Below are 13,806 nucleotides of genomic sequence, written 5' to 3'. Positions count from 1 at the left end.
CTGGGCGCGGGGGCGGGAGCCGGCGCGGCCGCGGCGGGCTGCCTGGTGGACGGCAGGGTGGCGATCAGCGCACCCAGGTCGTCCATCTTGGAGGGCGGCTCGTCGGGTTTGGCGGCGCCGGCGCCCGGCAGCGGCGCGGGGGCGGTGGCGGTCGGGCCGGTGGGCGCGGCGCCCGCGCCGCCATCGCGTCCGTACAGGCCGGCGTTGGGGTCCGGAGCCTGCCGGGGATCGGGCAGCTTGCCCGAGTCGCCCTGTCGGCTGGCCCGGTCCACGAAGGGCACGGGCGCCTTGGTGACGTAGAAGGCGACGACGGCGGCCACGATCAGGCCGAGGAGCAGGCCGGCCAGCGCCCCGTACAGGGTGCTGCCGCTTTCGCCGGAGGAACGGCGGGTGGTTTTGCGCTTTGTTGCCATGAACCGATGTTACATCCGCTCGGGCGCGGACACGCCCAACAACGCCAGACCGTTGGCCAGCACCTGGCGCGTGGTCGATGCCAGGCGCAGGCGGGCCAGCTTCAGCGCCGTGTCGTCGACCAGCACGCGTTCGGCGTTGTACCAGGCGTGGAAATCCGACGCGCAGTCGCGCAGCCAGAAGGCGATGTGGTGCGGGGACAGTTCCTGCGCGGCCAGGGCGATCATGCTCGGGAATTCGGCCAGGCGCTGCATCAGGGCGAATTCGGTCGGGGCGGTGAGCAGCGCGGCGTCGGCCTGCGCGACGTCGGCGGCCGGCATGGCGGCATTGTTCACCACCGAGCAGATGCGGGCGTGCGCGTACTGGATGTAATAGACGGGGTTCTCGTCGCTCTTGGACAGCGCCAGGTCCACGTCGAACACGAATTCCGTGTCGGCGCGGCGCTGGATCAGGAAGTAGCGCACGGCGTCGCGGCCCACCCAGTCGATCAGGTCGCGCATGGTCACGTAGCTGCCGGCGCGCTTGGAAATCTTCACCTCTTCGCCGCCGCGCATCACCTTGACCATCTTGTGCAGCACGTAGGACGGGTAGTCCTTGGGGATGCCTTCTTCCAGCGCCTGCAGCCCGGCGCGCACGCGCGCCACGGTGCCGTGGTGGTCGCTGCCCTGGATGTTCACGGCGCGGTGAAAGCCCCGTTCCCACTTGGCCTTGTGGTAGGCCACGTCGGGCACGAAGTAGGTGTAGCCGCCCTCGCTCTTCCTCATGACGCGGTCTTTGTCGTCGCCCGTGCCCAGTTCGGTGGTGCGCAGCCACAGCGCGCCGCCTTCCTCGTAGGTATGGCCGCCGGCGACCAGCGCCTTGACGGTGGCCTCGACCCGGCCGGACGTGTACAGGGAGCTTTCCAGGTAGTAATTGTCGAACGCCAGGCCGAAGGCCTGCAGGTCCAGGTCCTGTTCGCGGCGCAGATAGGCCACGGCGAAGACGCGGATGTCGTCCAGGTTGTCGACATTGCCCGTGGCGGTGACGGCCACGCCGTCGGACTGGATGGTCGTTCCGGCCTGGAAATCGCGCGCGATGTCGGCGATGTAGTCGCCCTTGTAGCCGTCGGCGGGCCAGTCGGGGGAATCGGTCGTCAGGCCGCGGGCGCGGGCCTGCACGCTGATGGCCAGGTTGTTGATCTGGTTGCCGGCGTCGTTGTAGTAGAACTCGCGGGTGACGTCCCAGCCGTTGGCGTCGTATAGGCGGCAGATGGCGTCGCCCAGGGCGGCCTGGCGGGCATGGCCCACGTGCAGCGGGCCGGTGGGGTTGGCCGACACGAATTCGACCAGTATCTTCTCGCCGCTGCGCGGGGCGCGGCCGAAGTCGGCGCCCTGCTCGGCCACGGCCGCGATGACGGCCTGGCGGGCCGCGGCGGTGATGCGCAGATTGATGAAGCCGGGGCCGGCGATCTCGGCGCTTTCGACCAGGCTGGCGGCGCCGGGCTGCGCCATCAGGGCGTCGACGATGGCCTGCGCGAGTTCGCGGGGATTGCGGCGGGCCGGCTTGGCCAGCTGCATGGCCACGTTGGTGGCGACGTCGCCGTGGGCGGCAACCTTGGGCCGCTCCAGCAGCACATTGGCCCGGGCGTCGGGCAGGCTCTGCGCGACGGCGGCCTGGATCAGGGAGATAAGCTGTTTTTGTTGCTCGAGGAGCATGGGCGTCTGGAGAAGTTCTGAGTTAGTGGCGGACGCGCCCGCATGGACCGGCCTGGCGGGCGGAGCAGACACGGTGGGTCGCCGGCTGCTGTACGGACCGGGACCGCGCGCATGCCCGGTTCCGGGGCGGCGCAGGTCTTCCAGTCACGGGAATCTCCTGAATCATAGCTTGATTTGGGCGCCGGACAGGGGTGGACCGGGCCCGCGAGCCCTCCGGACGGGGATCCGCCGGGGACGGATGGCATGGCCCGCGGACATCCGTCCAGACGCCAGTTGGCATCCCCCGGTCGTTGCGGTAGTGTATGTAAGTAATCATTGTGGAGACCGGAATATGTTGATCACCTTTCACTCCAAGGTCGTGGCCGAGGTTCTGATGCTGACCGACCATGCGGGCGTGCTGTTGCAGGCCGCCGGCAAGTCCTTCGGAGACAAGATTCCGGAGCGCGGCGTTTTCACCCTGGAACAGCTGCAACCCGCCATCGATGGCATCGAGCGCGCGATCGACGAATACCAGCGCGCCCACGAGGGCAGCGAAGAAGACGACGTCGACAAGGCTCCCGTGCCCCCGATGGCCCGCATGGTGGGCATGAAGGAACGCGCGTTCCCCCTGCTGGACATGATGCGCCAGTCCCTGGCGGCCGGCGCGGAAGTCACCTGGGAAGTGTCGCGCGGCTGGTAGCGGCCGGGGCAATGTCGCCGGACCGACAATCTGGCCGACCTTTTTTGCCTACGCTTCTCGCCTGACCCCTTTGAAGGAACCCCGATGCGCAGCGATATCACCATTGTTTTCGACCCCCGCCGTTCGCTGGACCTCTCTGCCGACGTCGAGCCGTCCCCGCAGCGCCAGAGCGAGGCGCGCGACTGGTTCGACGGCGCCTGGGAAACGCTGGGCTGCGAACCCCTGCGCCCCAGCGGCAAGGTTCTGCTGCTGGACAAGGTGCTGGGGGTGGCGGATGCGCTTGGCTACGACACCCTGTCCACCGATGAAAAAGAAGCCCGCGAGTTCGCGGACCACCTGGCGCTGGCCCTGGAACGCCCTCGCATCACGGTAGACCTGCCCGGCCTGACAGTGGGATATTGACGCCCCGGCATCCTAGCGGATGCCCGCCCGCATGAACGACTGCACGAACTGGCGCTGGAACAGCAGGAAGGCGATCAGCAGCGGTGCGGCCGACATCAGGGTGGCCGCCGTGATGACCGACCAGTCGATGCCCTGGTCGGTCGACGAGAACACCTGCAGCCCCACCGTCAGCGGCCGGGACTCCACCGAGTTGGTGATGATCAGCGGCCACAGGAAGTTGTTCCAGTGGTGGCTGACCGACACCAGCCCGTAGGCCACGTAGATCGGCTTGGCCAGCGGCACATATACCTTCCACAGGACCTGCAGCGGCGTGGCGCCTTCCATGCGGGCGGCCTCTTCCAGTTCGCGCGGCACCGTCTTGAAGGTCTGGCGCAAGAGGAAGATGCCGAACGCCGACGCGAAGTACGGCAGCCCGATGGCGAACACCGTGTCGCGGATGCCCAGTTGGCTCATCGACCGGTAGTTCTCCACCAGCAGCACGTCGGGCATGATCATCAGCTGCAGCAGCACCAGCATGAAGACGAAGTCGCGGCCCCGGAACTCCAGGCGCGCGAACGCATAGCCGGCCAGCGTGGACAGGACCAGCTGCGCGGCCAGCACCATCGTGACCAGCAGGAAGGTATTGAGGAAGTAGCGCGGAAACGGCGCCGCGTGCCAGGCCCGCACGAAGTTGTCCAGCGTCAGCGGCGCGAACAGGTCGAAGCGGGTCGCGTAGGCGGGCGGATGGAACGCTGCCCATACGGCGTATGCCAGGGGCAGGATCCACAGCAGGCCGAGTGCCCACGCGCCCAGGGTGTCGAGCTTGTCTTTCATTGATAGTGCGTCCTGCGGTCCAGCCAGCGGAACTTGATTAGCGCGGTCAGCGCCAGCACCACGAGCAACACGACGGTCAGCGTGGCGGCGTAAGCCGTGTCCCAGAAACTGAAACCCACCTGATAGATGTAATACAGCAGCAGCGTGCTGGCGTTGTCAGGCCCGCCGCGCGTCATGACCACCACGTGATCCACCAGGCGGAACGCGTTGATCAGGGCATTGATCAGCACGAAGAGCGTGGTGGGCATGAGGAGCGGCCAGAGGATGCGGCGGAAATACTGCCAGCGCGAGGCGCCCTCCAGCATGGCGGCTTCGCGCAGCGACGGCGATACCGTCTGCAAGGCGGCCAGGTAGAAGATCATGAAGAAGCCGGACTCCTTCCAGACCGTCACCAGCATCAGCGCGGGCAATGCCGTCTCGCGGCTGCCCAGCCAGTTGGGGCCGGGCGAACCGAAAAGCTGCATCACCTGGGCGATCAACCCGTACTGCGGCGTATAGAAGAACAGCCAGATGTTGGCGACCGCCACCATGGGCAGCACCGTGGGCGTGAAGTAGGCCATGCGCAGGAAACCGCGCCCACGCAGGTTGCGGTTCACCCACAGCGCCATGATCAGCGCGATGGCGATCGAGGTGGGGATCGTGCCCAGTGCAAACCACAGGTTGTTCCACAGCGACTGCCAGAACACCGGGTCGTCGCGCATGACGGCGTAGTTGTCCAGCCCGACGAAGCGGGCCGGACGCGCGCCCTTGGGCGTGGAGAAAAAGCTGTGCCATAGCGTCGCCAGCGCCGGGTAATGCGTGAACGCGGCGAGGAGCACGATGGCTGGCAGCAAAAGCAGCCAGCCATAAAGCGCATTTAAAGAACGGCTCATCGTGTGTAAACAGGCCCTGGGATTTACTTGTAAGAACGCAGTATGCGGTCGGCCTCGCGCTGGGCGTCGGTCAATGCCTGCTGGGGCGTCTTGGAACCCGTCAGCGCCGCCTGCAGGGCGTCGTTCAGGGTCTTGGTGACGCGCTGGTTCTCATGCGTGGAGAATTCCGCCACGCTGACATCCAGCTGGTCGCGCGCCACCGCGGCGGCCGGCACTTCCTGCGCGTACTTCTTCATCTTCTCGGTCTGCCAGGCGGCGGGCGTTACGGCCACGTAGCCGGTGGCGATGCTCCAGTCCGCCGCGCGCTCGGGCGTGGTGACCCATTGCGCGAACTTCAGCGCGGCCTGCTGCTGTTCCGGCGTGCCGCTCTTGAAGATGTAGAAGTTGCCGCCGCCGGTGGGGCTGCCGCCGCGCTTCTTCTGCGGCATCATGGCGACCCCGAAGGGGAAATCGGCGTTCTTGCGGATGTTGGTCAGGTTGCCCGTCGTGGTCCAGACGATGGCGGCCTTCTTCTCCAGGAAGTCCTTCGGCGTGGTGCCCCAGTCGATCGTGCCGGTGGGCATGATCTTGTGCTTGGCGGACAGGTCGCGCCAGAATTGCGCGGCCTCGACCACGGCGGGCTTGTCCAGGTAGACCTCGTTGCCGGCCTCGTTCATCAGGATCGCGCCGTTGGGGGTGGTCAGCGCCTGGAACAGCCAGTAGGCGAACGCGCCGCCCGAGGGGATTTCGATGCCCCATTGCGTCGTATTGCCGGAGGCGTCCTGCTTGGTCAGCTTCTTGCCGTAGTCGACCAGTTCGGCCCACGTCCCGGGCGCGCGCTCGGGATCCAGCCCCGCGGCCTTGAACAGGTCCTTGTTGTAGTACATGACGATCGTCGAACGCTGGAACGGCACGCCCCAGGTGTGGCCGCCCGTGCGGCTGTTCTGCATGAAGGCGTCATAGAAGCCGCCCAGCCACTTCTTGTCGGCGTCGCTCTTGGCCAGGCTGTCGATCGGAACGATGGCGTCCTCGTCGATCAGCGTGAACATGTCGGTGGACAGCAGCACGGCCAGCTGCGGCGGGGTGCCGCCCTTGAGCGCGGTCAGCGCCTTGGCGATCGAGTCCTGGTAGGAGCCGGCATAGATCGGCTTGATCTTGATGCCGGGGTTTTCCTTCTGGAAATCCGCCACCATGTCGTCGACGATCTTGGTGATGGGGCCGCCGACCGCGACCGGATAATAGAACTCCACCTCGACGGGCTTGTCCTGCGCCTGAGCAGGCAGGGAAAGGCAAGCGGCGGCCAGGCTGGCGGCCAGGGTCTTCAGTACGATGCGTCGCATGTTGGTTTCCTTCTCTGTGTAATGGGCGTTTGTACCGCCGGGCCGCCCCAAGGTAAAAAGCGCCCCCTCGAGGGGGCAGCAAGCCGAAGGCGCGGCGTGGGGGCCATTTTTCTTAGCGCCTGACGGTGTTGATGACCGCCGAATCGGCGGCAAAGAAATGCTGTTGCCCGTCCGGCCAGGACAGGCGTAGGGCTTCGCCCGCCTGCGCGCGCAGGTGTCCGCCCACGCGCACGGCCACGCCGCTGGTGTCGCCGACGCGGCACACGACGATGGAGTCCGCGCCGAAGTACTCCACGCTTTCCACGGTGGCGGCAATGCCGTCGCCGTCGATGCGGATGTGTTCCGGCCGCACGCCCAGCTTCACCGCGCCCGCGGGCGCGTTCGCGATGGCGGGGCCGTCCATGCCGGCGATGACCGTGGCGCCGCGCAAGGCGGTCAGGCCGATCAGGTTCATGGGCGGCGTGCCGATGAAGCGTGCCGCGAATTCGCTGGCCGGGCGCGCGTACAGGCCGTCCGGCGTGTCGTGCTGCTCGATCTGGCCGCCGCGCAGCAGCACGACCTGATCGGCCATGCTCATGGCCTCGGTCTGGTCGTGCGTCACGTAGACCATGGTGATGCCCAGGTCCTGTTGCAGCGCGCGGATCTCGCGGCGCATTTCATGGCGCAGCTGCGCGTCCAGGTTCGACAGGGGTTCGTCCATCAGGCAGACAGGCGCTTCCGAGATCACGGCGCGGCCCAGCGCCACGCGCTGCTGCTGCCCGCCGGACAGCTGCGAGGGTTTGCGGTCCAGAAGATGGTTCAGGCCGAGAAGGCCGGCCACGCGCTTGAGGCGGCGGTCGTAGTCGCGGGCGGGCTCCTTGCGGACCTTCAGGCCGAACAGGATGTTCTCGCGCACAGACAGGTGCGGAAACAGCGCATACGACTGGAACACCATGGAAATGCGGCGCTTGGAAGGCGGCAGCTGGGTAACGTCGCGGTCGCCGATATGGATGCTGCCCGAGGTGGGCGTGTCCAGCCCGGCGATCATGCGCAAGGTGGTGGACTTCCCGCAGCCCGACGGACCCAGCAGAACGGTGAAGCTGCCGGCAGGCACCGAAAAGCTCACGCCTTGAATCGCGGCGGCGCCGCCGTACTGCTTTGTGAGGTTATCCAGAACGATGGATGACATGCTGTCTCGAAGATCTAATAGTTAGATCCGCATTGTTGCCTGTTATGAAAACCTTTTCATTGTGCAGCGCAAACATGACGGACGTATGGCAGGCGGGCCCCGGCGGTCCGGGGCCCTAGGCGAAAGGATACGGGCCGGGGTAATCCCCAATGACGGCGTGATGCGTGACCAGATTGCCGCCATGCCACCAATGCAGCTGGTAGCCCGGCGGTTCCATGATGTATTGCAGTGTCGGCCGCGGCCCCAGTTCCAGCGCAAGCTGGTGCGCCGTGCCGGGACAGGTGGACGCGATCGTGCCGCCGAAGCGCTGGAAGATCGTGCGGTGCAAATGGCCGCAAAGCACGCGCTGCACGTTCGGAAAGCGCGCCACGATGCGCTCGAGCTCGGGCGCACCGGCCAGCAGCCCGATGGCGTCCATGTGTTCAATGCCGGTCAGGAAAGGCGGATGGTGCATCAGCACCAGCGTGGGCCGTTCCGGCTGTTCAGCCAGGCGCGCGGCCAGCCAGTCCAGCCGGTCCTGGCAAAGCTCGCCATGGCTCTTCATGGGCACGACCGTGTCCAGCGCAAGCAGGCGCAGCGGATAGGTTTCGACGGCGTACTGGATGAATGGCCCCTGGCCTTGCAGATACCCGTGATCGGGGAAGGCGGCGCGCAGTTGGGCGCGGTCGTCGTGGTTGCCGGGCAGCAGGAAGTACGGGATTTCGAGCGCTTCCAGATAAGTCCGCAGCGCCTCGTATTCCTCCGGCTTGCCCAGGTCGGTCAGGTCGCCCGTGATGAGCACGCAGTCGGGCCGCGGCGTCAGGGCGTTGAGCGCGCGCACGGCCGGGGCGAGAAAGGCGGCGGGATCGATGATGCCGTAGGCCTTGTTGCCCGGGGTGCGCATGTGCAGGTCGGTGATCTGTGCGATGAGCATGACGCGTGAATGGTCGAATGGTTATCGTGAGAGGGGGGCAGGCGGCGGCTACGCGGCGCCGGAGGCCTTGCGGCGGACCGGCGCCGCGGTGCCGCCGACGACGATGCAGTGCGGCAGGCGGTCCGATTGCGGCGGATGGCCCTGGATCTGCGCCAGCAGATTCGAGCAGGCCGCTTCGCCGATGCCGTCGCTGGGCTGGGCCACGGTGGTCAGCGGCGGCGTCAGCAAGGCGCCGAAGCGCATGCCGTCGAACCCGCAGACCGAAATGTCTGCCGGCACGGACAGCCCCAGGGCCACCAGGTCGGCGATCACCGCCGTGGCCAGCAGGTCGTTCGAGCAGAACAAGGCGGTGGGCGCCTGCTTGCCGCGCAGCGCCGCCTTCAGGACATCGGCGTCGCTGCCGGTATGCGAGTTCATGGAGAGGTGCTGGATGCCGTCCAGCCCCAGCCGCTTGGCGCACGCGCGCGCGCCCACCAGGCGGCGGCGCGCGCGGTCGGATGCCGTCAGCGGTCCGGTCACCAGGGCGATGCGGCGGTGGCCCAGCGCGGCCAGGTGGGCGACCATGTCGCTCGCGGCCGCGCGGTTGTCCACCGATGCATAAGGATGGGCCGACGACTCGTTGTAGACCAGCACGTATGGGATGCCGGCGTGGTCCAGGTCGTCCAGCGTGGCGCTTTTGGCCACGTCGGCGACGGTCAGGATCAGCCCATCCACCTGATGGTCCATCAGGCCCTGGACGGCGGCCGATTCCACCGCCGGATCGTAGCCGGTGGCCGTGAGCATGACGCTGTAACCGGATTCGCGCGCACGGCGTTCCGCGCCTTCGAAGCATTCGGCGAATACCGGGTTGGACAGCGTGGGGAGGATCAGCCCGATGGTGCGCGTGCTGCCCGAGCGCAGGCTGCGGCCCACGCGGTTGGGCCGGAAGCCCGCGCGCTTGGCGACGTTGCGGATGTGAGCGAGCGTGTCGGGGTGCACGATATCCGGCTGGTTGAACGCGCGCGACACCGTTGCCGGCGATACCCCGGCCTTGCGAGCCACTTCAATGATGGAAAAGCGGGGCGACGAGCGCGATGCCATGGCGATATTGCTGCCGGATCCGTGAAAACGATTTCATCATACAAGACAAATATGACCTTTGTGTTGCACGGGTTTGCGCTATGCTGGGGGCGACGCAACAACAAAGCCAAGGCGCGGCACGCGATTTATGCGGGGAAACAACGCGTATTCCGTGTTTTTCCCAATTGACGCGGAGCGAACAATGGCTTGGGTCGGTCCATCCGAACCGCATGGCAAGGCATCGCCTCGCGGCATCGGACAGGCCCTCGGTCAAGGGGACCGGGTGCGTAGTTCAGCCGCCGCGCGTGATGCGCGGCGCCGGTAAAGAGGAAAGGACCATGTCTACTGCCTTGAACAGACTTGGCGCGCTGGAAGCCGCGCGCAAGCTGCAACGGCGTGAATTAACTGCGGAACAACTGGTGCGCGCCTGTTTCGCACGTATCGAACAGCGCGAGAACACCGTGCATGCCTGGACCGCGCTGCAAAAGCAGGCCGCGCTGGACCGTGCGCAAGAACTCGACCGCGGCGCCCTGCGGGGTCCGCTGCATGGCCTGCCCATCGGCGTAAAAGACCTGTTCGACACCGACGACCTGCCCACCCGCTACGGTTCGCCCATCTACGAGCGCCATCGCCCGGGGCTGGATGCAGCCTCCGTGGCGTTGTGCCGCGGCGCGGGTGCGGTCGTCGTCGGCAAGACCGTGACCACCGAATTCGCGACCTACCAGGCCGGCCCCACGCGCAATCCGCGCAACGAGGCCTATACGCCCGGCGGCTCGTCCAGCGGGTCGGCCGCCGCAGTGGCCGACGAGATGGTGCCGTTCGCGCTGGGCTCGCAAACCGCGGGCTCCATCATCCGTCCGGCCTCCTATTGCGGCATCGTGGGTTTCAAGCCCACGTTCGGCGGCATTCCCCGCGCGGGAGTGAAAAGCCTGGCCGAATCGCTGGATACGGTCGGCGGCTTCGCGCGCTCGGTGCCGGACGTGGCGCTCTTCGCCTCGGTCCTGATGCGGGATCCCCGCATGCTGGATCTGGCGTACGACGGCAAGCCGCGCATCGGCATGTATCGCAGCCTGCAATGGCGCCACGCTCAGGCGGAAACCAAGGAGGCCTTCGCGCAGGCGGCGGCGATCCTGTCGCGGGCCGGCGCCGTGGTGGAAGAAGTCCCCCTGCCGCCGGAACACTGCGTGCTGGTGCAGCTGCATTCGGACATCATGGCGTTCGAGGCCTCGCAGTCGCTGGCCTACGAACGCCTGGAACACGCGGCGCAGCTCAGTTCCAAGATCCAGGCCATTCTGGATGCGGGCGCGCGCATCAGCGCGGAAGAACACCTGAAGAACCTGGCCCGCGCCGCCGAGTCCCGGGCGCGCGTGGATACGTGGTTCGACAAGTACGACGTGTTGCTTGCGCCCAGCGCCGCCGGCGAAGCCCCCTTCGCGGACCTGGGCACGGGCGATCCGCAGTTCTCGCGCGCCTGGACGCTGTTCGGCCTGCCTTGCCTGAACCTGCCGTTCGCCACCGGCCCGCAAGGATTGCCGGTGGGGCTGCAACTGGTCGGCAAGCGCTACAGCGACCATTCCACGCTGGCCATCGCGGCCTGGGTCCATCAACGCCTGCTGGCCGCCAACGCGCCGGATATCGGCGCATCGGACATGTGGCCCAGAGGGTGACGGCGGCGCGCCAAGGAAAAAGCCCGCCGGGATAAAGGCGGGCTTTTTTTTCATGCCGGGACGCGGATCACGCGGTCTCGGCCGTTTCTTGCTCGGTGGTTACGGCGCTCGCGTTGGCGTGGCGGTTGACGGCGCTCAGGACGGCCTGGAACGAGGCTGTCACGATGTCGCGGTCGATGCCCACGCCGAAGCCCGTGCTCGAATCGCCGACTCGCAGTTCCACGTAGGAGGCGGCGCGGGTGTCGGTGCCGGTGCCGATGGCGTGCTCGTGGTAGTCCATGATGCGCACGGGCACGTCCAGCGCCGCCACGAAGGCCGAGATGGCGCCGTCGCCCTTGCCGGTCACGATGCGGCGTTCGCCGTTGTATTCCAGTTCGGCCTCGATGCTGAAGTGCTGCCCTTCGCCAGCGGCCGGGTTGCCGTCGATGCGGTGGCGCAGCAGCTTCCACGGCGTCTTCTGTTCGAGGTATTCGCGGTTGAAGATCGTGTGCACGTCGTCGGCGGTGACTTCGCGGCCGGTTTCATCGGTGACGCGCTGGATGGCGCGGCTGAATTCGATCTGCAGGCGGCGCGGCAACACCAGGCCGTGCTCTTGCTCGAGCAGGTACGACACGCCGCCCTTGCCCGACTGGCTGTTCACGCGGATGACGGCGTCGTAGCTGCGGCCCAGGTCGGCGGGGTCGATCGGGAGGTACGGCACTTCCCAGACGGCATCGTCCTTCTGCTGGGCGAAGCCCTTCTTGATGGCGTCCTGGTGCGAGCCCGAGAACGCGGTGAAGACCAGGTCGCCCGCATACGGGTGGCGCGGGTGCACGGGCAGCTGGTTGCAGTACTCGGCGCAGCGGCGCACTTCGTCGATGTCCGAGAAGTCCAGGCCGGGGTGCACGCCTTGCGTGTAGAGGTTCAGCGCCAGCGTGACGAGGTCGACGTTGCCGGTGCGTTCGCCGCTGCCGAAGAGGCAGCCTTCGATGCGGTCGGCGCCGGCCATCACGGCGAATTCGGCGGCGGCCACAGCGGTGCCGCGGTCGTTATGCGGGTGCACGCTGAGCACGATGCTGTCACGGCGGGCCAGGTTCTTGTGCATCCACTCGATCTGGTCCGCGTACATGTTCGGCGTGGTGGCTTCGATGGTGGCGGGCAGGTTCAGCACCATCTTGCATTCCGGCGTGGGCTGCCAGACGTCGGCCACGGCGTTGGAGACTTCCAGCGCGAATTCGGGTTCGGTCGTGCTGAAGACTTCGGGCGAGTACTGGTAGCGCCACTTGGTTTCCGGGTGCTGGGCCATGTACTGCTTCACGAGGCGTGTGCCGGTCGTGGCGATGTTCTTGATTTCGTCCTTGCTCATGCTGAACACGACCTTGCGGAACGCCGGGGCGCAGGCGTTGTACAAGTGGACGATGGCTTGCTTGGCGCCGGCGGCGGATTCCACCGTGCGGCTGATCAGGTCTTCACGCGCTTGCGTCAGCACGATGATGGTGACGTCGTCGGGGATGCGCTTTTCGTCGATGAGCTTGCGGACGAAGTCGAAATCGGTCTGCGAGGCGGACGGGAAGCCAACTTCGATCTCCTTGAACCCGATCTTCACCAGCTGTTCGAAGAAGCGGAGCTTGCGCTCGACGCTCATGGGCTCGATCAGGGCCTGGTTGCCGTCGCGCAGGTCCGTGCTCATCCAGATCGGCGCCTTGGTGATGCGGCGGCTGGGCCAGGTGCGCTCGGAGAAGTCGCGGGCAAACGGGGTGAAGGGGACGTATTTAGTGGCGGGGTTGGCAAGCATCATGACTACACCTCGATCGGTTTCTTTTGAATCCCGGGAGTACTGCTCTCGGCGGCATCGCGACCGGATGGCGGCCTTGTGCCAGGGGTTGCCGTAGGTTGTCGAAATCGACCGGCAGGATTCAGAAATAAAGGGGAAAAATCGCGTGTGGCAAGCGTGGCTGCCGAGCTACCACGGGGACACTAGGCCCGGCAACCGATCGGTAGGTATAGCGATAGCGCGATGGAGGAGATGCGAGCGCGCAGGCCGGCAACCGGAACGGCAGTGCGTCCGGTGGCAATCGCGAGGGAGGTGCGGTAAGCGGCCATAGGTTGCTAGTCAAACACATTTTGACCGGAAGCGCAAATAAAAAAAGGCCGCCAGTCGGCGGCCTGTTGCGAAGGATGGCCGGCGCCGGCTCAGCGGGCCGGGCCGATGCGCGGCTCCACGTAGTGCTCGCCGCGCGGCTCGCGGCGGACGTCGTCGCGCGGTTCCTGCGGCGGGCGGCCGGCGGACCCTTCCAGGATCCGGGCCTGGTCGGCCACCATCGCGATCTTGCCGATGCGGTTGTGGCGGATTTCAGACAGGGAGCGGCGCAGATCGCCGACGGTGAAGGGCTCTTGCCGGTCGCCCCAGGTCCAGCGCAGCACGCCGAGGGATTCTTCCGACAGGTTCGGGGCCAGGCCGGCCAGCACGTCCGTGCCCACAGGGGTGGCGCTGCCCGAGGCCAGGCTGGCGGACAGCCAGGCGCGGACGCTGAAGAACACGATCAGGGACCAGATGGCGGCGACGGCCCACCAGAGGTAGGGATTGACCTTCTGCACCATGTCCATGGTCGGCTGACCCAGGGAATGGAGGAAGTCGTAGTTCATGGTGCGGCCGAAATCCAGTATCCAGCGGGCGACGAGATACCAGAGGACGAGGGCGACGGCGATGACGATCGCACGCACAAGGAGTCGGGGAAGCGCCAGTTTGAGCAGGGTCTGGCCGATCAGGCGGCAGTCCTGGCGGACGCTTGCGGGCGAAGTCAGATTCATCATGCAAAATATTGTACCT

At 66.7% G+C, this 13,806-nt stretch carries 12 protein-coding genes and 1 pseudogene; 3 read left to right on the top strand and 10 right to left on the bottom strand.

The features are described from left to right. Window positions 1-413: pseudogene (locus AGI3411_RS26760) on the bottom strand (SPOR domain-containing protein); the annotation flags it as partial. A 9-nt stretch (window positions 414-422) separates the two neighbouring features. Further along, a complete protein-coding gene (gene argS, locus AGI3411_RS26755) occupies window positions 423-2,105 on the bottom strand; it encodes an arginine--tRNA ligase (RefSeq protein WP_129530347.1) in 1,683 nt (560 codons plus the stop codon). A gap of 331 nt (window positions 2,106-2,436) precedes the next feature. Here argS and AGI3411_RS26750 point away from each other — a divergent pair, with 331 nt between their 5' ends. After that, complete coding sequence (locus AGI3411_RS26750) at window positions 2,437-2,784, top strand: DUF1840 domain-containing protein (protein ID WP_129530346.1); 348 nt, start codon at window positions 2,437-2,439, stop codon at window positions 2,782-2,784. 84 nt (window positions 2,785-2,868) lie between these two features. Further along, window positions 2,869-3,186, top strand: coding sequence for a hypothetical protein (locus AGI3411_RS26745; RefSeq protein ID WP_129530345.1), 318 nt, complete (start codon window positions 2,869-2,871; stop codon window positions 3,184-3,186). Window positions 3,187-3,198: 12 nt separating this feature from the next. Here AGI3411_RS26745 and AGI3411_RS26740 read toward each other — a convergent pair whose 3' ends face one another. The 6 genes from AGI3411_RS26740 to AGI3411_RS26715 all read right to left on the bottom strand — a co-directional run bounded on the left by AGI3411_RS26740 (window position 3,199) and on the right by AGI3411_RS26715 (window position 9,351). Continuing rightward, window positions 3,199-3,999, bottom strand: coding sequence for a carbohydrate ABC transporter permease (locus AGI3411_RS26740; RefSeq protein ID WP_129530344.1), 801 nt, complete (start codon window positions 3,997-3,999; stop codon window positions 3,199-3,201). Beyond that, the gene (locus AGI3411_RS26735) at window positions 3,996-4,871 is read right to left on the bottom strand and encodes a carbohydrate ABC transporter permease (RefSeq protein WP_129530343.1); all 876 of its coding nucleotides are present in this window, start codon (window positions 4,869-4,871) and stop codon (window positions 3,996-3,998) included. The genes AGI3411_RS26740 and AGI3411_RS26735 overlap by 4 nt, the downstream gene beginning before the upstream one ends. 23 nt (window positions 4,872-4,894) lie before the next feature. Beyond that, the gene (locus tag AGI3411_RS26730; protein WP_129530342.1) at window positions 4,895-6,190 is read right to left on the bottom strand and encodes an ABC transporter substrate-binding protein; all 1,296 of its coding nucleotides are present in this window, start codon (window positions 6,188-6,190) and stop codon (window positions 4,895-4,897) included. Window positions 6,191-6,302: 112 nt separating this feature from the next. Continuing rightward, window positions 6,303-7,358, bottom strand: coding sequence for an ABC transporter ATP-binding protein (locus tag AGI3411_RS26725; protein WP_129530341.1), 1,056 nt, complete (start codon window positions 7,356-7,358; stop codon window positions 6,303-6,305). 115 nt (window positions 7,359-7,473) lie between these two features. Further along, window positions 7,474-8,271: a phosphodiesterase gene (locus tag AGI3411_RS26720; RefSeq protein ID WP_129530340.1), complete on the bottom strand. Its 798-nt coding sequence runs from the start codon at window positions 8,269-8,271 to the stop codon at window positions 7,474-7,476. Between the two features lie 48 nt (window positions 8,272-8,319). After that, entirely contained in the window at window positions 8,320-9,351 is a 1,032-nt protein-coding gene (locus tag AGI3411_RS26715) for a substrate-binding domain-containing protein (protein WP_129530339.1), read from the bottom strand. Window positions 9,352-9,668: 317 nt separating this feature from the next. On the opposite strand from AGI3411_RS26715, the gene AGI3411_RS26710 reads away from it, so the two are divergent. Further along, on the top strand, window positions 9,669-10,997 hold the full coding sequence (locus tag AGI3411_RS26710; protein ID WP_129530338.1) for an amidase: 1,329 nt from the start codon (window positions 9,669-9,671) through the stop codon (window positions 10,995-10,997). A gap of 67 nt (window positions 10,998-11,064) precedes the next feature. Here AGI3411_RS26710 and leuA read toward each other — a convergent pair whose 3' ends face one another. Together leuA and AGI3411_RS26700 are read right to left on the bottom strand one after the other, a co-directional pair. Next, complete coding sequence (leuA, locus tag AGI3411_RS26705; RefSeq protein ID WP_129530337.1) at window positions 11,065-12,774, bottom strand: 2-isopropylmalate synthase; 1,710 nt, start codon at window positions 12,772-12,774, stop codon at window positions 11,065-11,067. 395 nt (window positions 12,775-13,169) lie between these two features. Then, on the bottom strand, window positions 13,170-13,790 hold the full coding sequence (locus tag AGI3411_RS26700; protein ID WP_129530336.1) for a hypothetical protein: 621 nt from the start codon (window positions 13,788-13,790) through the stop codon (window positions 13,170-13,172). Window positions 13,791-13,806: the final 16 nt, after the last annotated feature.

The organism is Achromobacter agilis (assembly GCF_900496965.1).
Lineage (GTDB): Bacteria > Pseudomonadota > Gammaproteobacteria > Burkholderiales > Burkholderiaceae_B > Achromobacter > Achromobacter agilis.
Note: the sequence above shows the minus strand (reverse complement) of the source record. Positions and strands in the feature narration are given on the sequence as shown.